We start from the raw sequence: 18,737 nt of genomic DNA, 5'->3' as shown, positions 1-18,737 counted from the left end.
GCCGACGGTGCGGCCACCCTCGCGGATCGCGAAGCTGAGGCCCTCCTCCATGGCGATCGGCTGGATCAGCTGAACCGTCATGTCGGTGGTGTCGCCCGGCATGACCATCTCGGTGCCCTCGGGCAGCGTGATGACGCCGGTGACGTCGGTGGTGCGGAAGTAGAACTGCGGGCGGTAGTTCGCGTAGAACGGGTTGTGACGGCCGCCCTCTTCCTTTGACAGGATGTACGCGGTTCCCTCGAAGTTCGTGTGAGGCGTAACGGAGCCGGGCTTGACAACAACCTGGCCGCGCTCGACATCTTCACGCTTCGTTCCACGGAGCAGGAGGCCACAGTTCTCGCCGGCCCATGCTTCGTCGAGCTGCTTGTGGAACATCTCGATACCCGTGACGATGGTCTTCTGCGTCGGGCGGATGCCGACGATCTCGACCTCGGAGTTGATCGGGAGGGTTCCACGCTCGGCGCGACCGGTGACGACCGTTCCACGACCGGTGATCGTGAAAACGTCCTCGATCGGCATGAGGAACGGCTTGTCCTTGTCGCGCACCGGGTCCGGAACGCTGTTGTCCACGGCTTCCATGAGCTCGAGGATGGAGGCGGTCCACTTCTCGTCGCCCTCAAGAGCCTTGAGGCCGGAGACGCGAACGACGGGAGCGTTGTCGCCGTCGAAGCCCTGGCTGGAGAGCAGCTCGCGAACCTCGAGCTCGACGAGCTCAAGGATCTCTTCGTCGTCGACCATGTCGGACTTGTTGAGCGCAACGAGCAGGTACGGAACGCCGACCTGCTTGGCGAGCAGAACGTGCTCGCGGGTCTGCGCCATCGGGCCGTCGGTAGCGGCAACCACGAGGATCGCGCCGTCCATCTGGGCAGCACCGGTGATCATGTTCTTGATGTAGTCGGCGTGGCCGGGTGCGTCAACGTGAGCGTAGTGACGCGCAGGCGTCTCGTACTCGACGTGCGAGATGTTGATCGTGATACCGCGCTGGCGCTCTTCCGGAGCCGAGTCGATCGTCGCGAAGTCGCGCTGAACGTTCGTCTTCGAAGGGAACTTGTCAGCAAGCACCTTGGAGATGGCGGCGGTAAGGGTGGTCTTGCCGTGGTCGACGTGACCGATCGTACCGATGTTTACGTGCGGCTTGGTCCGCTCGAACTTGGCCTTAGCCACTATGGTCCTCCTCAGGACTGATGTAGGAAGCCGGGCACTGGTTTGCGACCGGATTGCTACGGGGATTTGTGTATTTATGTTACTAGGTTGCGACGGGGGATTGCACAGAGAGGCTCAGGCCCTCCCCCGCCACAGGGCGATTACTCGCCCTTGCTCTTCTGGATGATCTCCTCGGCCACGGCCTTCGGAACTTCCGCGTAGCTTTCGAATGTCATCGAGTACACGGCGCGGCCTGAGGTTTTGCTCCTCAGGTCACCGATGTAACCGAACATCTCCGAAAGCGGCACCTTGGCGGCGATCACCTTGACGCCGGAAGCGTCTTCCATCGACTGGATCTGCCCGCGGCGAGAGTTGATGTCGCCGATGACGTCGCCCATGTACTCCTCGGGGGTACGCACCTCGACGGCCATGAGCGGCTCGAGGAGAACCGGGTCAGCCTTGCGTGCGGCCTCTTTGAAGCCCATCGATCCTGCGATCTTGAACGCCATTTCGGACGAGTCAACATCGTGGGCTGCTCCGTCGAGCAAGATCGCCTTTACACCGACGAGCGGGTATCCGGCGAGGATTCCGACCTGGAGTGCGTCCTGGAATCCAGCATCGATGGAGGGGATGTATTCGCGAGGGATACGACCACCGGTGACCTTGTTGTCGAACTCGTATGTCTTTTCAGCGGTGAGTTCCAGCGGCTCGAGGCCGAACTGGATCTTCGCGAACTGGCCGGATCCACCCGTCTGCTTCTTGTGGGTGTAGTCGTGCTTCGGAACCGCACGGCGGATCGTCTCGCGGTAGGCGACCTGGGGCTTGCCCACGTTCGCCTCAACCTTGAATTCGCGCTTCATCCGGTCGACGAGGATGTCGAGGTGGAGTTCGCCCATACCGTGGATGACGGTCTGGCCGGTCTCCTGGTTCTGCTCAACGCGGAACGTCGGGTCCTCTTCTGCGAGCTTCTGGATCGCGGTGCCGAGCTTTTCCTGGTCCTGCTTCGTCTTCGGCTCGATAGCGACCGAGATGACGGGCTCAGGGAAAGTCATCGACTCGAGCACGACCTGCTCGTTCGGGTCACAGAGGGTGTCACCGGTTGTGGTGTCCTTGAGGCCGATCACCGCGTAAATGTGACCTGCCGTCACGAAGTCAACGGGGTTTTCCTTGTTGGCGTGCATCTGGAAGATCTTGCCGATGCGCTCCTTCTTGCCCTTGGTCGAGTTGATGACCTGGGCGCCGGAGTCGAGCCGGCCGGAGTAGACACGCACGTAGGTGAGACGACCGAAGAACGGGTGGACGGCGACCTTGAAGGCCAGCGCTGCGAACGGCTCGGCGGCGTCCGGGTGACGCAGGATGATCTTCTCTTCGTCGCGCGGGTCGCGTGCCTCAGTTGCCGGCACGTCGAGCGGGTTCGGCAGGTAGTCGATCACGGCATCGAGCATCGGCTGGACTCCGCGGTTCTTGAACGCCGAACCACAGAGGACCGGGTAGATCTCGCTGTTGACGGTGAGCTTGCGGATCGCGCCCTTGATCTCGGCGACGGTCAGCTCTTCGCCACCGAAGTACTTCTCGAGCAGTGCGTCATCGGTCTCGGCGACGGTCTCGAGGAGGAGCTTGCGGTACTCAGCAGCCTTCTCGACGAGGTCGGCGGGGATCTCTTCGATGGCGTACTTGGCGCCCATCTCGACGTCACCCTTCGAGTCACCGCGCCAGGTCAGCGCACGCATCTCGACGAGGTCGACGACGCCCTCGAAGTCGCTCTCAGCGCCGATGGGCAGCTGGATGACAAGGGGCTTGGCGCCGAGGCGCTTGATGATGGTGTCGACGGTGAAGTAGAAGTCGGCGCCGAGCTTGTCCATCTTGTTGACGAAGCAAATGCGGGGGACGTCGTACTTGTCGGCCTGGCGCCAGACGGTCTCGGACTGGGGCTCAACGCCCTCCTTGCCGTCGAACACAGCAACGGCGCCGTCGAGCACGCGGAGCGATCGCTCCACCTCGACGGTGAAGTCCACGTGACCGGGGGTGTCGATGATGTTGATCTGGTTGTTGTCCCAGAAACAGGTGGTCGCCGCAGAGGTGATCGTGATGCCACGCTCCTGCTCCTGCTCCATCCAGTCCATCGTGGAGGCACCATCGTGGGTCTCACCGATCTTGTGGTTGACACCGGTGTAGAACAGGATGCGCTCTGTGGTTGTTGTTTTACCGGCATCGATGTGGGCCATGATGCCGATGTTGCGGACCTTGTTCAGGTCGGTGAGCACGTCAAGTGCCACTGGGTTCCTCCAGGAAGTTGAATGTGGATGGGTCGAACAGGCGGGGCGGATGCCCCGGCGCGGGATACGCGCCGGGGCATCCACTCACGGCTACCAGCGGTAGTGCGCGAAGGCCTTGTTCGACTCGGCCATCTTGTGGGTGTCTTCGCGGCGCTTGACCGCGGCACCGAGGCCGTTCGACGCGTCGAGGATCTCGTTGGTGAGACGCTCGGTCATCGTCTTTTCGCGACGGCCCTTGGCATAGGTGGTGAGCCAACGGAGCGCGAGAGTGTTCGCACGGTGCGGCTTGACTTCGATCGGCACCTGGTAGGTCGAGCCGCCGACGCGGCGTGACCGGACCTCAAGAGTGGGGCGGACGTTGTCGAGCGCCTTCTTGAGCGTGACGACGGCGTCCTGGCCGTTCTTCGAAGAGACGCCCTCGAGCGCGTTGTAGACAATGCGCTCGGCGAGGCCCTTCTTGCCGTCGACAAGGATCTTGTTGACGAGCTGGCTGACGATCGGTGCGCCGTAGACGGGGTCTGCGACGACGGGGCGCTTTGGTGCTGGTCCCTTACGAGGCATTACTTCTTCTCCATCTTTGCGCCGTAACGGCTGCGAGCCTGTTTGCGGTTCTTCACGGCCTGCGTGTCGAGTGCGCCGCGGATGATCTTGTAACGAACACCCGGGAGGTCCTTCACACGTCCGCCACGGACGAGGACCATCGAGTGCTCCTGGAGGTTGTGGCCTTCACCTGGGATGTAGGCGGTGACCTCGGTGCCGTTGGAGAGCTTCACACGAGCGACCTTGCGCATCGCCGAGTTCGGCTTCTTCGGGGTGGTGGTGTACACACGGGTGCATACGCCACGCTGCTGGGGGTTGGCCTTCAGGGCGGGGGCCTTGGTCTTGACGACCTTCGGCGTGCGACCCTTGCGGACCAACTGCTGAATGGTTGGCACTACTTCTCCTTGTATTTGCTGCACGGTGACAGCTGCAATGTGTTTGCTAGCATTCGCGCGAGGCGAGTTCGTTTGGACCCACCGGCATCGCAGAAGAGCGTTGCTGGATTGGTGGGTATGCCGTGGGGGCCGGCGCATGAGCTATCCGACCCTGATCGGTGCGAGTTCTCGAGCTTCTTTCGGCACCCGAAGGGACGGTTCAGAAGCGTGACAAAGCACACACCTCAGAAATTCTAGCCGCCAGGGGTGTCTCGGTCAAATGGCGGGGGCCGTCCGGGGCGGTGTCGCGCGCACGGACGGGGCGGTTGCCGCCGGGTCACCAGGATGGTGGCGAATCCAGCTCCAGGGTCAGGTCGGCGAGCAACGCCTCGATCTGGGGTTCGACGTACTGGGCGACGGCTGCCTGTATCCGCTCACGATGGGATTCGATCGAAATACAGACGAGCTTTCCGGCGTGAATGGCACATTCGTCGGCGAGACGGATCTCGGTGCGAAGGGCTGCCTTCTCGTCGTCGGTGAGCGGCACGGGCAATTCTTCGTCGTCTGCGGGCTCCTCCCCCGCGAGCCCGGCGAGCGTGAACAGGTACGGCTCTCCCGGGATGGGGTCCGGATCGACGGGGAGACCGTCGTATTCCGGTTCGAGGCCGCGCTCGGGGCGGTACTGGCGCGCGCGACGGAGTTCAGCTTCATGGAGTTCGCGCTGCAGCAGCGGGAGATTGCGCTGGGTGTAATCGTCGACGATGTCGTCGACGATGGACTTGACCCGGGTGGAGAGCCCGTGCTGGACGGCGTGGGGGACGTCGTGGTCGAGCCCCACGGCGGCCATGATCGGCGATCCAAAACAGCGACGGCAGAGGCGAGTGCGTCCACGGTGGGTCGACGGTTGCCAGCGCGGCAACCAGCGCAGCCACGCGTCGACTGCCTGGCTCACTCGCGTGTCGAGCGACCGGTCCATGACTCCGAGAGTACTCGACCTAGCGCTCCCACGGCCATAACGGACGCGCCGGATGTTCTCCCCCGCTGCCGAGGACGAGCATGTATGCCACTGAGATGGTGGCGGCGAGCGTCCCGACGGCGATCGCGAAGCCGCTCAGGGCGGAGCCGGCGGCGAAGAGAACGATGGAGAAGACCTCGGCGGTGACGATCGAATAGGCGAAAGCACCGGCGAACACGTAGACCACGTAACTGACGATGCCGACCAGGACCGCTCGGCCGAGTGGGAGCCTCACTGGATCTCCGATGGAAGCGGCGACGGCCTCGTGGAGGTCTCGTTCGTAGCGCCGCCCGATCCCCAGCAGGTACAGCAAAACGGCCACCACGGCGGAACCGGTGGCGATCGGACCGACGAGAGGACCGGCATCCGCCTGGGAAACGACGTCGGTGTCTGTCAGCAGGCTCACGAACCCGAACGCGCAGACGACGAGCGCAAAGTAGAGAACGGTGGCGAAAATCGCGAGGGTGTACGGGAAGGATGCCGGTCGGCCAGGCGCACCGTCACTCGGGTTCGGGATGGACATCGGCTCAGTCGGCGACGACCTGCACCCGGTAGGTGCCGGCCGCGGTCTCCGGTTGAGGGCTGAACGGTGTGGGGGCGACGCCGAACTCAGGCCGGGCGACGGGCACCGGGATGCCGTGATGGGAGGACGGCATCGTGTCGAGCGCCGGCTCCATACCGGGGGGCATGCCGATTTCCCGCACCGGAGACCCAGAATCGGTTGCGGGCGCAGGCAGGGGCGGCCCGGGTGGAACCTCGTAGCCGTTCCATTCGTTCAGGTTGTCGCCGCTCATTTTTCTCACTCCGCCGTTTTTCCCTTGGCCCGTCTGCCCGGGTCGCCTGCCGCGGCCGGGCGCCGTGAGCGGTCCGTCACTGGACGTCCGGAGTGCACCCGGAACCGGCTCAGCCGCCGGCGCCACCAGCCTATCGCCGACGCCGCGACGGCAGTGGACTTCTCCGTCGCCTGCCACAACTCGTCGATCCCGACGTCCGGCGACCCCTGCCGCCTCGCATCCGCCGTTTCTTGATGGCGGCGATCACGAGCGAAGACTCCTCGTCTTCGCTGTCGTTGATGTCGACCTCTGCGAGCAGGTCGTCATCCTGTTTCTCTGCCCGAGGCGGTTGCCTGACCTGGGGTTGAGGTTCGCTCTGGGGCGTCGGGTTCTGGCCCTGGGGGATTTCCGTCCGGGGTGGGAGAGAAGCTGGCCCACCCGACACCCTGGAGGGGCACTTCGACCCACCCGGTGACGTGGTCGCCCGTCACCGTGACCGTTTCGCCCTCCCCGACGTTTTTCGGTGCGAAGCCCATCACGACGAGAGCCGGGTAGCCGAGCGACCGGGCCCGGTGAGGTCTCCTCACCTACCGGCCGCGCCTGCCGCGCTGTGGAGAAGTCCCCGTCCGGAACGCTGCCGCCGCGGCAAGGCTGAGCGCAACGACGGCTCAGATGCCCGGGTAGCCGAACTGGGACAACCCGGAGAGAGGACCAGCCAGCGGGTTCCCGCCACCGAGTCCGTGCAGCGCTCCCCCGGCGACGAGGAAGCCGGTGCACGCAGCGACGGCCGGCACGAGGATCCCGACCGCGGATGCTTCGCGGGTCAGGCGAAACAGGACGGCGAGGACGCCGGCCGTCGCCGTCGCCGTCGCCGTCGCCGTCGCCGTCGCGATCATGGCACCGGCGAGCCAGCCGGAGGCATCCGGACCGGCGAACGCCACGACCGGCCAGACGGCGCCGCAGGCGAGGCCGAGAGCGAGCCCGAGCGTCGCGAGTAGCGCGGCCCGCAGCCTTCGCGGGACCCGCGCCACGTCAGGAGACGACGGGACCCTGGTCGAGGATCCGCTCGTATTCCCGCTTCGCTTCGAGATTGCGCTCCTTGACCTTGCGGCCGCGGGAGGCGACCCAGGCGCCGAACCAGATCGGCACCTCACGGGCGATGATGAAGGCGATGACCGCTGCCGGCGAGAGCAGCGCGCTCAGGACAGCGCCGCCGACTTCGCTCGGGCTGATGTTCGCGGCCTGCTCGATCAGGAGGCCACCGAGGTAGGAACCGTAGACGATCGCTGCGACGACGAAGCCGCCGAGAACGTACGCCCACCACCCGCCGCGGTTGACCACGGAGGCCAGCAGGGCCATACCGAGGAAGAAGAAGATGACGGGGACCCAGAACGGGGCCCTCACGAGAACCTGGGTCATGGTGTTGAAGGAGTCATTGGTGATGACGAGCAACGCGGCGAGCGCCGCGGCGTAGAGCACCGCGAACACGACGGTGGCAAGCAGGGAGACGAGGATGCCGAAACCGCGGTTGCCTTTGGGCTTGGGTTCGCTCGGGGCCTGGACGTAGACCGGCTGGCGCATCGGGGCCGGGGCCGGCTCTTGCTCGGCTGGTACGTGCACCGGAGCGGGGACCACGGGCGCGGTGGCGTCGGTGTAGACCGTGTCCGCGGCCGCGGCTTCTTCGGTACGCACCCGGTCGGCGTGCAGGTCCGCCTGGGTGAGAACGGTGGGCTCGGACGAGGAGAGCACGTGGGTGTCCGCCGTCTCGGCGTAGGCGTGGTCTGCGACTTCTGGCGTGTGGGAGTGCGCGGGCGCGATCGGTTCCGCTTCCTCGCTCGTGCGGTCGTGCTCGACTGCGGCGGGTTCAGCGGCAGTCGCGGGCGCGGGCGCGGGTGCGGGTGCGGGTACGGGCAGGGAGTCGCGGAAGGCGTCGGGGTCGAACTCTTCGGAGAGCGGCGCGGCGGCATCCGGAGCGGACTCATCGTGGCGGGCGGGGTCCTGGTCGGCAGGAACCGCCGGTGTGAGGGGGGCGTCGTATTCGCGGGTTTCGCGGATGGTGTCCTGCTCACGGGGAGCGTCCTCGTTCGCGGCTGGCGCTGAACCGGCCGACGGCTCGGTACCGTCGCGATTCGCGTCGCTGAAATCGGGGGTGGTGTTGCTCATGGTGACACTCCTCGTCGATCAGGGACCTGTGCCCTGTGAGAGTCACTTTACCGGCGTGGCTGTGCATTTCCGCGGAACCGCGCGGTTCGTCGAGCCAGTTCAGGTCAGTCGAGCGGTGCCGTCAGTCGAGCGGGGAGAGGATGCGGTGCAGGAACTGTTTCGTGCGTTCCTGTTTCGGAGCGGTGAAGATTTCCCGGGGTGTGCCGCGTTCGACGATGACCCCGTCGTCCATGAAGAGGATTTCGTCGGCAACCTGGCGAGCGAACGCGATTTCGTGGGTGACGACGACCATGGTCCAGCCTTCATCGGCAAGTTCCTTCATCACGGCGAGCACTTCGCCGACGAGCTCGGGGTCAAGGGCGCTGGTCGGCTCATCGAAGAGGAGGAGTTGGGGTTTGAGTGCGAGAGCGCGCACGATGCCGACGCGCTGCGCCTGACCGCCGGAGAGCTGGAAGGGGTAGACGTCGCGCTTCTCGGCGAGACCCACCCGGTCGAGCAGGGCGACGGCATCCGCGGTCGCCGCCGCCTTGCCGATTCCCTTCACCTGCACCGGCCCCTCAATGATGTTTTCGAGCACGGTCATGTGGGGGAACAGATTGTTGTGCTGGAACACCATGGCGGTGCGGTCCCGCATCGCCAGGATGTCCTTCCTCGGCGGGTTCGCAGAGTAATCGACGCGGATGCCGTCCGGCGCGGTGACGACGCCGGCATCGGGAATCTCGAGGCCGTTGATCGAGCGAAGAACAGTGGTCTTTCCGGATCCTGACGGGCCGATCAGCACGAGCACTTTACCCCGACGGACGGAGAGATCGATGCCACGAAGGACGTCGTGTCTGCCGAACGCCTTGTGCAGACCGGTGACGGTGAGGAGGACGTCTGGGTCCTCTGCCGGCGCGGGGTCACTGGGCGACATAACGATCCAACCTCTTCTCAAGAACGCTCTGGCCGGACGACAGCACGAGGCAGATCACCCAGTAGATGAGGGCAGCCTGGATGTAGACGAGCATGAATTCCTGGCTGAACGCCGCGATCCGTTGTGCCACGCGGAACATCTCGGTGACGAGGATCACCGACGCCAGCGAGGTGTCCTTGACGAGGCTGATGAAGGTGTTCGACAGCGGAGGCACGGAGACGCGGGCGGCCTGCGGCAGGATGATCCGGCGGAGGGCACGCGCCCTGGACATCCCGATCGTGTACGCCGCCTCCCACTGCCCCTTGTGCACGGAAAGAATCGCGGCCCGAATCACTTCGGCCGCGTACCCGCCGACGTTGAGCGAGAACGCGATGATGGCGCTCGGCCACGGGTTGATCGTCAGGCCGAGCGACGGCAGCCCGTAGAAGATGATGAACAGCTGGACGAGCAGTGGCGTGCCGCGGATCACCGAGATGTAGCCGCGCGCGATCGATGAGAGAACCTTGTTGCGCGAGAGCCGCATCAGAGCCACGAAGAGCGCCAGTACGAGTCCGAGCGCGAAGGAGATCAGGGCAAGGGGGATCGTGCCGGTGATCGCCCCGGACACGAGCGGCCACAGCGAACTCCAAAAGAGCTCCCATGCGGCGTCGGAGACCATGAGGGCAGTATCGCAGGTGCCGCTGCTACTTGCTCACGTCTGTGCCGAAATACTTCTCGGAGATTTCAGCGAGAGTTCCTTCTTCGCGAAGCTCGTCGAGGGCGCCGTTGATGACATCGACGAGGTCGTCGCTGCCCTTCTTCAGCGCGAAGGCGCTGAGCGAGGCCTCTTCGGTCTCGGCGACGGCCTTGATCCCGGCATCCGGCTTCTGCTTGAGGTAGTCGAGGTAAGTCAGCTTGTCGTTGACTGTTGCGTCGATGCGACCCTGTTCGAGAAGCTCGACGGCCTGTGCCCAGCCTTCGACTGCTTCAACGTTCGCCCCCGCTTCTTCGGCGACCTGGTACCAGTTGCTCGTGTTGGACTGTGCGGTGGTCTTGCCTGCGAGGTCTTCGAGGGACGTGATGTCCGTGTTGTTCTCGGCAACGATGAGCACGCCGGGTGACACCGTGTATGGCTTGCTGAGCGTGTACTTCTCTTCACGTTCGGGGTTGATCGAAACCTGGTTCGCGATGATGTCGAACCGGCCGGCTTCGAGACCGGCGAAGATGCCGTCCCACTGGGTCTCCTCGAACGTCACGTCGAGGTCCAGCTTCTCTGCCACCGCGGTGACGACGTCGACGTCGTACCCGGTGAGGTCCCCCGCTCCGCCTTCGTGGTAGCTGAACGGCCTGTAGGTTCCTTCGGTGCCGACGACGAGCACGCCGGCTTCCTTCACGCGTTCGAGGGCGCTGTCACCGGCCTTGGTCGATGCGCTTCCGCCGGCGGATGCCGTGGCGCAGCCAGCCAGGGTGACGGCGAGCCCGGCCGCGACGGTGGCGGCGGCGATTCTTGAGAAGACGGAGCGTGAAGCCATGGTGGTGTGTTTCCTTTTCGACGTCGATGTGGCGTCCCGGTCCATGTGACTCTGCGGATGCCTCAGCAACCGAGCGTAGGCCCGTGGGCGAGCCAGTCAAACTTGGGTGACGCACGGTTACGGGTGGGGTAACGCGGCGTCGTCCGGCTTTATGCCCGCCTCTCTCGCCACGTCGTCGAGCTATGTAGGAACCACGGTCGAGCCGGTTGGCGCGGTGGCCGGGGGCCCCCGCTGCGATCACCTCATCGAACGCCGATGTCACACGAGGCGCTTCACGTCGTACCGCTTCACGATCGACAGTGGGAGCCTGATCCAACAGCTGGTTGCAGCGCTATTTCCGCAGCAGCACGTACACGTACCCGGTCACCTGAGAAGTAAAGATGCCCGGCTTGTCATCGATCGGCATCAGTGAAATCTGAGTGGCCATGAACAGGCGGGTCCCATGCTGCAGCTTGTCGAGGAACAACCGCGCCCCCACCTTGTCGCCTTCCACCGTGACATCCACAGGGATCGCGACGAAGTTCTCCGGCGTGATCCGTGGGTCGGTGATTGTCGTCGGCACGTCGGGCACCGCCGGTACTGGCTCGCCCGGCGCCTTCGCGGCCGCATCGGCATCCCCAGCCGGTTCCTCGACAGGAACAACAATCGAGGTTGCCGGCGCTGTGTACGGAATAGCTTCGGAGACAGTCAGCGAAGTGACCTTTGTGTTGCTCTCTGCCGCCACGGTATCCAGTTGTGTCAGGAACTTCGGAAGTTCACCAGCATCCGGGATTGAACCGCGAAGGGCGATCAGTTCCGCCTTGAGAGCTTCGATTGACTCGAAGTCTTTCTTCATCTTGGCGATAGTGAGCCCGGTTGCGGTGTTCTGTGCTTCGACCGACACCCGTTGCTCGTCGGTCGAGGCCTTGGCCTTCAGTTGAGGGTCGATGCCCACGAAATAGCCGAGGGCGAGGATGCCGATCATCACGATCGCGGAGGCAAGGATCCAGATTCTTGTCTTATCCATGATCAATCCCCCTGCTTTGCGGTCTGCTCCGAGGTGGCGTCAGGCGCCGCTTTCTTTTTGACGGCCTGCTCTTCTGCGGTCACGAATCGCTCCGACCACGCACGCTCGTTGATGTGCATGGTGACGATCGTCTCGTAAAGCTCAGCTTCCTCGTCGAAGTTGATCGAATCGGGGTTGGCGTCGGCGTGCCCAGGCAGTCCGCTCAACGCGACCAACCAGGCATCCGTGTCGGGGAGCGCCTTCGTCCACGCTCCAAATGTCAGGGTGGCGACGCGCACGCCCAACAGCGGAGTGTCGGCTTGCGCGTAGTCGGCGAGAGGGGAGGCCGCATCGATTCGCACCTCCTGAATCTCCACGTTGTCAGGCAGGCTGGCCTCGATCTTGTCGATGTACGCTTTCCAGTCGACCTCGGTGGCTGCCCCGACGCGCTGGCCGGCTTCGACGGCCGCCAGCTCGTCCTGAACGACACGCACTTCGGTGTACTTCTGTTGTTCGAGAAGCAGCTCGTTCGTCCGATCCTGCGCTGCGGTCAACTGCGATTGAGAGGTCAGGGCGAGGTAGTAGCTTGCTCCGGTTCCCACGAGAACGAGGAGAATGACGCCGAGGATGCCCCAGATCAGTTTCCGCCGCGTGCGGCGGCCCTTGTGCTCACGCCGGATCTCGGGCGGAAGAAGGTCCGCCCGCGGCGCTCCTCCGACGACAAGGGTTTCGGTCGTCTTGCTCATGCTGTGCTCCCCAAGGCGAGGCCCAGCGCCACGAGGATGGCCGACTGGTTGTGGCGGAGGTCGTCTGCTCTCAACGATTTCGAGACGGTGAGTCCGGCGAACGGATCTGCTGCGACGACAGGCGCGCGGGTCAATTCGGCCAGCGCGTCGGGCAGTCCGCTCAGACGCGCACCTCCGCCGGTGAGGAGGATGCGTTTGACCGGGGCATCCGGCCGTGACTGGCCGAAGTAGTCAAGCGTGTTTCGCGCGCTGCTGAGCAGTTCATTGGTCACCTCGTTGATGATCTCCATCGGCCGCTGGTGCTGCGGGTCGTCGACGCGCGTGCGCAGGCCGATACCGCGTTTAAGCGCTTCCGCTTGCTCTGTTTCAATCTCAAGCCGTTGGGTGAGCGCGGTCGTCAAATCATCGCCGCCGGCGGGAATGATGCGGAGAAACTGCGGCACCCCATTTGTCGCTATGACGACGGTCGTGGCACTCGCTCCGATATCGACGATCGCAACTGTTCCCGCGGCATTCCCGTTGCGCAGGAGCACCCGCGTGAGGGCAAACGGGATGAGGTCCACCCCGGTCGTCGTCAGCCCCGACTTCTCAACGGCCCGCACGTTGCCGAGCACCGCCTCCTTGATCGCGGCGACGAGCAGGCCATGAACGACCGGTCCGCCTGCGGTCAACTCCTCGGAGACCGGGTAGAAGTCGAGCATCGCCTCGGTCACGGGCACCGGCAGGAGTTCCTGCACCTGGTATGGCAGTGACTCGCGGAGCCGCGCCTGCGACATCTTCGGAAGCGTCAGGTCGCGGGCGAGAACGCGCTGATTGCCCATTCCGATCACCACGTTCTTCGATGTGAAACCACCGGTTGACCACAAACGTTTGAGAACGGATGAGACAGTGTTGGGTTCGACTACTTCACCGCGGTTGACGGCGCCGGCGGGCAACGGCAACTCCGAGTAGCGCAAGATCGTGGGTTTCGCCTTGTCAGGGTCCTTGACTTCGACAGCACGGATGGCGACACTGCCGATGTCGATACCCACAACGCTCGTTGACATGTTTCTCCTCTTGCTTTCCCGTACCTATGCCACGCCGAGCAGCGAGAGGTAGGAGGTCCATAGTGCGTTGCCGACGAAGATGCCGGCCCAGGCGCCGACGAGCATCCACGGCCCGAACGGGATTCCGCTTTTGCGGCCCGCCTTCTTCAGGATTACGAGCGCTATGGCGTAGATGCCGCCAAAGAAGAAGGCGGCGAAGGCGCCCACGACCAGGGCACCCCAGCCGACGAAGCCGAGGTAGAGGCCGAGCACGCCGGCGAGCTTGACGTCGCCGAACCCCATACCGCCTGGGTAGAGCATCGCCATGAGGAAGTACGCGACCCACATCACGGTCAGCCCGACGGCCGCGCGTATCAGGGCGTCGACATCTGCGTTGTTGAGGATGCCGGCGGTCGTCAGCAAAGCGCCGCCGACGAAGTAACTGGGCAGGACGATCACGTTCGGAAGCTTGTGCGTGTCGAGGTCGATGAGAGCGAGCGCGACGCTGACGCCGGCGAGCCACAGGAACGCGACCAGCGCGAGAACGTTGCCGGCAATGGTCGAACCTGTCGGGATGCTGCTTGTCGAGACCGCCCACCACCAGACGGCGACGAGGGCAAAGAACACGCCGACACCCGCTTCGACGAGCGGGTATCGGGCGGAGATCGATTCGCGACACGACCGGCACTTGCCGCGAAGCGCCAACCAGGAGAACACCGGGACGTTGTCGTATCCTTTGATGCCCGAGCCACAGCCCGGGCACGCGCTCGGCGGGGAGACGACCGACATCCCGTTGGGGACCCGGTAGATCACAACGTTGAGGAAAGAGCCCACGAGCAGCCCGAAGACACCGACGAAGGCGGAGCCAACGATCGCGAGGATCTGTGCTTCCCCGGTCATATGCAGAACCCGGCCTTCTTCACGCACGATCCGTCCGGGTTCAGCGCACCGGCAACTTCCACAAGTTCGCTTACCCCATAGGTCGTGGTTACGGGTGAGAGGAACTTGGGTGGTGCCATGTATCGGAAGCGTGCGTCGTAGACGTAATTCTTGATGTACCCGTTGGTGCCGTACCTGACAATTCCACGGAACTTCTGAGCCAGCGCTCCGTTGACAGTGAGCGTTCCGCGATCGCCGCCCTTCTCCTTGTTCTGCACTTGGAACGTGTGCGCGACGGAGAGGATCGCGGCGTCAATGCGTCGGTTAGCCTTCGATGTGGAGCTCAACAAAGAACTCCCCGACGAATTGACGGGATTCCACACCCATACAGCGTTGTTCCCCACGAGCCCGAGCATGTCGGCCTGTGGATCCACGTACTTGATGTTCCCCGTCACGTAGACATAGTTTTCGGCGGCGATGCTCATGAGGCCATGCATGTCGCCTTCAACGAAAACATCGCCATACCGGCAGTTGTATGACTCGACGACAGACGACGAGCCCAGATCCTCGTTCGCGAGCGGATAGCCCAGTCCATTGGTTGGGAGAGATTCCGGTTGCTGCGACGTCGTCGGCGTCTTGCACGCAGTAGGCACCTTGGTCGTCGACGTGAAGTTGGGATCGGACGAACTCGCAGGGACGTTCTGAACGAAAATCAGGTTGCGATCCAGAACAGGGATGGTCTGTCCTGTGGCCGATGCCAACTGTGCTGGGTCACCGCACTGGGTCGGAGCCGGCGACTTGGCGACCGGAGTGGCGGCACCGTTGATTTGAGTAGCCTTCGTGAGCGGCGACCGCACGGTCATCGTTCCGCCTGCGTTGAAAGTGATCCTCGTAGGCCCCGTATAGAGGCAGCCTGGGCGCGGAACCTCGGCCGGGATATCGTACCGAACTTCCTTTTTCATCTGTGCGTTCGTCGGCGGCATCCCGATCACCGGACTGTATGTGGGACCTCCTGCTACCGCGAAATCCTGCCCGGAACAGGCGGTGCCGTTCGAGTTCCTCGCGTCGTAGCGCGGTCCCGAAGTGGGGTTGTACGCGGTCGTCACTGGGCCGTTGAACGTCGCGTCGCAGATCCGGATCGTGTCATTGGAGTGGGCAGGACCATTGGTCGTGTCCCCGAGGTCGAAAGCTATGTTGCTGCAGTCAGCCGGGCGTGACGCCCAAGCGTACTTCGTACACGTGGTCGCATTCTTGCCGCTGTACTTCGGGTCCTGGATCTCGTAGTCGGTGAAGTAGAGGAAGTCGATGAACCCCTGCTGCTTGAGGTTGACGACGACGCTGCGGAGCTCCTTGCCAACCCGCCCTGTCGATCGCAACTTGAGAATGCCGGAGTTCGCGTACTGCGAGTTGTCGACCTCATAACGATAACTGGCCGCGCCCGAGCTACCGGCAACCGTCGCCCAGGTCCCCGTCGTTCCAACCCCGAACGCAGAGTTCTCCGATGCGGGCAGCGCGACAGCGCTGCCCGCACTGAACTTCGCCGCCGGGTTTCCGTACTGGACATAGCTGTTGTCGTTCGCGAGGCGGCTCTGGTAATCGTCGACGCCTGCGTACGCGGCAGCCATCGCAGCGTTCCAGTCGGCGTCTGTGCTCGACTTCTGCATCCCGCTCATCGCGACCAGCGAACCCGTGGTCACGAGCGTAAGGAGGACGAATCCCACGATGACAACTGTCGCAAGCGCGGCGCCGTCCTCATTCCGTTCGCGCCACCGCGCCAGCCAGCCTGACATTCGAGTCACAAGACCTCCCGGTGAAATCCGAGGTTGGGGATGCCGACGGTGTTGAGGAGCTCGACAGGCAGCGAACCGTTTGTGAGGCTCTGCTGAACCTTGAGCGACACCGTAACGGCCGCGACGACGCGACGCTGCTCGATCGTGAGGCCTGTCGTGGGCGTGGTGATGTTCAAGGTCGTGCCATCGGAGTTGAGGTATCTGAACGGTGGCACGCCCGCCGCAACGGTGTTGGCCAATATCCGGGTGGAGGAGGCCGTGGCCGGAGTCGCCGGTGGAAACTTCCAGTACCCGTCCGTCTCCTGGGTTGCGGGCCAACGCTGCTCGACGAGTCGTCTTTCGCTGTCGAGGTACAGCCGGACCATGATCGGGGTCTGCGACGTGTTGCTGAGGTTCACGTACGCGTACATGATGATCTCTTCGGGCTTTGCGACGACGAAGGCGGGATCCGACTGCGGGTTCCCTTTCACCGGGTTCGCGGTTCCCGCCCGAATCAGACGAGCCGTCTCGTTCATCGCGTTCGTCGCCTGTTTGGTGTTCGTGCTCAAGGACGTCGCCATCGTCGTGGCCTTCATCGTCGAGGTGAAGAGCGTGACGATGACCACCCCGAGCAGGCTCATGAGCAGCATCACGATGATTAGTTCCGCGAGGGTGATACCCGCATCGCTGCCCGCCCGTGACACCTTCCGGAGCCGGGACACCATGCGGATCACGGGATCACCGTCCGGGGGTCGAGCGTCACAATGGATGCCGTCAGCGTTCCCTGATCAGGAGTCACGACGAGTGCCGTCCCGGCCACCGCCGTCTTGGTTCCGCCGGGTGAAGTACTCGTGGTGAATGACCAGGACCCATAGGGCAGGGCGAATTTCGTGGTCGTCTTGTTCTTGAGCGCTTGCCCAAAGCTGTATGTGAGGGGAACGCTGCAGCCCGGCTCACCGGGAATTTGCGGGGCCGCGGTTGTGGCATACAGGTACAGGTCGGCGCTACCCGCGTTGGCGACGGAGACCAGCCCCATCGGCGCGTTGACCAACGGAGCACTGCCGGGAGCGGTTGCGATCAGCGGCGGTCGAACGCCGTAAGCACCGTCTGCCTTCGGCAGCCACTGTGTCGGGTCCGGAGCGAGACAGGTCGGCGCGTCCGGGTTGAAGGACCCGACGACGATCTCGTAGCCGGCACGGTAAGGATAGCGAGCGATCTTTCCCTTGAGCGATCCACTCAGAGTGGGAAGGGGCGCCTGGAAGTTGTCGTAGGAGTTGACGAAGGTCGTCATCATCTGTTCAGGAAGCTTCGGAACAGTGCTGGTCGAATTCGAGGCGTATGTGATCTCGACGTTCGACGCGGTGTTGTAGTTGAAGACGGCGGAGGAACTCAGGCCCGGCCCGACTCCTGCAACAGCAGTCGCTGGGTGCTTTTGTTCGCTCGAGATGTAGCCGCTTTTCGACACCGTGACGTCATAGGTACCGGCGCCCACTTTGAGGATGTAGCTGCAGCCCTGTGAATCGGTCGGCAACGGTGTCACCGTCAGGGCCTCGGCTGTGTTCGGCGTCACGGCGGACGGGGCCGCGGTGACGGTGATCCCGGGAACTCCGATGCCGTCCTCGTCTTGCACACGAACAAGGATCGTTCCCTTGGTCGGGTCGTTGATCTTCGACGACGGGGCTACGAGCGTGTCCGCCCGCACCGGCGCGTTCGAGCCAGGCCAGGTCACTGACACGTTCACTCGTTTGTACTGGAGGACACCGCCGCCGGCACCGCACGCCTGATCCCCGCCGGAACTGTCGACCCAGTTCGTTGACCGCACGATCTTGTAGGTGACCCCGCCGACAGGAACCTCGCGTTGCTTGTCGACCAGCTTGAAGACGTCGCCAGCAGAACGAGCGAGGTCGATCTCCTGAGCAGCCAGGTTTGCTGCAACCGATTCACCTTGGGAATTGCGGGACGCTTTGAGGACCGCGACGCTGGAATACGCGACGCTGACGGCGATGATGGCGAAAACCATGAGGGCGACTACGAGTTCCACGAGAGTGAGTCCGTCTTCAGGGCGAGTTGATGCGGCGAAACGAGATCGGATCTGTCGCATGGTCACCTCTCCTCGGGCGGTCGCGGTGCCGATGCGCTAAGGGTCATATCGATGCATTAGGGGTTCGGTAGGTCGAGAACGGGGCGCCGCCTTTCGGACGACGCCCCGTCTTTGGAAGTAGGCCTATGAGCAGGGGACTTCTTTGACACCGCCCGCTGAGGTGATACTGAACACCTTCGTCGCACCTGTTTTGCGCGGCGCCTCGATGCAGAAGGAGTCGGCTGCGGATCCCTTGATCAAGATAACTCCGGTCTCGTCCGACTGCGTCCAACCGTATTTTCGCAATGCCGCCGCGTCCGCGGTCGCGTCCGGAATCGTGTTCTTCTCGGTGTAGAACGCGGTGACGGCGATCTTCGCGTTGGTGAGGTCGGACTTGACGGCGCTGTCCTTCGCGCTTTCCTGAACGCCGATGTAGATCGGGATGGCGATCGCGGCGAGAACGCCGATGATGATCACGACGACCAGGAGCTCGATCAGGGTGAAGCCCTTTTCTTTCTCCTGGATGACCTTGTAGCGTGCCGCGA

Annotated in this window: 20 protein-coding genes; all 20 read right to left on the bottom strand. The window is 63.7% G+C overall.

Going from position 1 to position 18,737, the window contains the following annotated elements:
* A partial coding sequence (tuf, locus tag JWP90_RS12655) for an elongation factor Tu (RefSeq protein WP_297364827.1) occupies positions 1 to 1,164 on the bottom strand: 1,164 nt, incomplete at its 3' end.
* A gap of 140 nt (positions 1,165 to 1,304) precedes the next feature.
* Positions 1,305 to 3,419: an elongation factor G gene (fusA, locus tag JWP90_RS12650; RefSeq protein ID WP_297364825.1), complete on the bottom strand. Its 2,115-nt coding sequence runs from the start codon at positions 3,417 to 3,419 to the stop codon at positions 1,305 to 1,307.
* A 90-nt stretch (positions 3,420 to 3,509) separates the two neighbouring features.
* Positions 3,510 to 3,980 (bottom strand): 30S ribosomal protein S7, encoded by a 471-nt coding sequence (gene rpsG, locus JWP90_RS12645; protein ID WP_090712268.1) that lies wholly within the window; start codon positions 3,978 to 3,980, stop codon positions 3,510 to 3,512.
* Complete coding sequence (rpsL, locus tag JWP90_RS12640; protein ID WP_090712265.1) at positions 3,980 to 4,354, bottom strand: 30S ribosomal protein S12; 375 nt, start codon at positions 4,352 to 4,354, stop codon at positions 3,980 to 3,982. Before rpsL ends, rpsG begins: the two co-directional genes overlap by 1 nt.
* Positions 4,355 to 4,670: 316 nt before the next feature.
* Entirely contained in the window at positions 4,671 to 5,309 is a 639-nt protein-coding gene (locus JWP90_RS12635) for a spermidine/putrescine ABC transporter substrate-binding protein (RefSeq protein ID WP_297364820.1), read from the bottom strand.
* Positions 5,310 to 5,328: 19 nt separating this feature from the next.
* Positions 5,329 to 5,871, bottom strand: a complete 543-nt coding sequence (locus tag JWP90_RS12630) for a DUF6121 family protein (protein ID WP_297364816.1) — start codon at positions 5,869 to 5,871, stop codon at positions 5,329 to 5,331.
* 4 nt (positions 5,872 to 5,875) lie between these two features.
* Complete coding sequence (locus tag JWP90_RS12625) at positions 5,876 to 6,037, bottom strand: hypothetical protein (protein WP_297364813.1); 162 nt, start codon at positions 6,035 to 6,037, stop codon at positions 5,876 to 5,878.
* 752 nt (positions 6,038 to 6,789) lie between these two features.
* Positions 6,790 to 7,152, bottom strand: coding sequence for a hypothetical protein (locus JWP90_RS12620; RefSeq protein WP_297364811.1), 363 nt, complete (start codon positions 7,150 to 7,152; stop codon positions 6,790 to 6,792).
* A gap of 1 nt (position 7,153) precedes the next feature.
* Positions 7,154 to 8,284 (bottom strand): hypothetical protein, encoded by a 1,131-nt coding sequence (locus tag JWP90_RS12615; RefSeq protein WP_297364808.1) that lies wholly within the window; start codon positions 8,282 to 8,284, stop codon positions 7,154 to 7,156.
* Positions 8,285 to 8,405: 121 nt separating this feature from the next.
* The gene (locus JWP90_RS12610) at positions 8,406 to 9,197 is read right to left on the bottom strand and encodes an amino acid ABC transporter ATP-binding protein (RefSeq protein WP_297364805.1); all 792 of its coding nucleotides are present in this window, start codon (positions 9,195 to 9,197) and stop codon (positions 8,406 to 8,408) included.
* The gene (locus tag JWP90_RS12605; protein ID WP_297364802.1) at positions 9,184 to 9,855 is read right to left on the bottom strand and encodes an amino acid ABC transporter permease; all 672 of its coding nucleotides are present in this window, start codon (positions 9,853 to 9,855) and stop codon (positions 9,184 to 9,186) included. The genes JWP90_RS12610 and JWP90_RS12605 overlap by 14 nt, the downstream gene beginning before the upstream one ends.
* Positions 9,856 to 9,880: 25 nt before the next feature.
* On the bottom strand, positions 9,881 to 10,708 hold the full coding sequence (locus JWP90_RS12600) for an amino acid ABC transporter substrate-binding protein (RefSeq protein ID WP_297364799.1): 828 nt from the start codon (positions 10,706 to 10,708) through the stop codon (positions 9,881 to 9,883).
* A 331-nt stretch (positions 10,709 to 11,039) separates the two neighbouring features.
* Complete coding sequence (locus JWP90_RS12595) at positions 11,040 to 11,675, bottom strand: hypothetical protein (protein ID WP_297364796.1); 636 nt, start codon at positions 11,673 to 11,675, stop codon at positions 11,040 to 11,042.
* Between the two features lie 41 nt (positions 11,676 to 11,716).
* Positions 11,717 to 12,439: a hypothetical protein gene (locus tag JWP90_RS12590; RefSeq protein ID WP_297364793.1), complete on the bottom strand. Its 723-nt coding sequence runs from the start codon at positions 12,437 to 12,439 to the stop codon at positions 11,717 to 11,719.
* Positions 12,436 to 13,485, bottom strand: a complete 1,050-nt coding sequence (gene pilM / locus JWP90_RS12585) for a type IV pilus assembly protein PilM (RefSeq protein ID WP_297364791.1) — start codon at positions 13,483 to 13,485, stop codon at positions 12,436 to 12,438. The genes JWP90_RS12590 and pilM overlap by 4 nt, the downstream gene beginning before the upstream one ends.
* Before the next feature lie 24 nt (positions 13,486 to 13,509).
* Complete coding sequence (locus JWP90_RS12580) at positions 13,510 to 14,364, bottom strand: A24 family peptidase (protein WP_297364788.1); 855 nt, start codon at positions 14,362 to 14,364, stop codon at positions 13,510 to 13,512.
* Entirely contained in the window at positions 14,361 to 16,133 is a 1,773-nt protein-coding gene (locus JWP90_RS12575) for a hypothetical protein (RefSeq protein ID WP_297364833.1), read from the bottom strand. Before JWP90_RS12575 ends, JWP90_RS12580 begins: the two co-directional genes overlap by 4 nt.
* A 5-nt stretch (positions 16,134 to 16,138) precedes the next feature.
* Positions 16,139 to 16,846 carry a hypothetical protein gene (locus JWP90_RS12570; RefSeq protein WP_297364785.1) on the bottom strand — a complete coding sequence of 236 codons (708 nt, stop codon included), beginning with the start codon at positions 16,844 to 16,846 and terminating at the stop codon, positions 16,139 to 16,141.
* Positions 16,843 to 18,213 carry a prepilin-type N-terminal cleavage/methylation domain-containing protein gene (locus JWP90_RS12565; protein WP_297364782.1) on the bottom strand — a complete coding sequence of 457 codons (1,371 nt, stop codon included), beginning with the start codon at positions 18,211 to 18,213 and terminating at the stop codon, positions 16,843 to 16,845. Before JWP90_RS12565 ends, JWP90_RS12570 begins: the two co-directional genes overlap by 4 nt.
* Before the next feature lie 123 nt (positions 18,214 to 18,336).
* A partial coding sequence (locus tag JWP90_RS12560; RefSeq protein WP_367182731.1) for a type IV pilin protein occupies positions 18,337 to 18,737 on the bottom strand: 401 nt, incomplete at its 5' end.

Origin of the sequence: Mycetocola sp., from assembly GCF_025464835.1 — a bacterium.
In the GTDB taxonomy this organism is placed as follows: domain Bacteria; phylum Actinomycetota; class Actinomycetes; order Actinomycetales; family Microbacteriaceae; genus Mycetocola_A.
The sequence above is the reverse complement of the archived record's forward strand: the minus strand, read 5'-3'. Positions and strand labels throughout refer to the sequence as shown.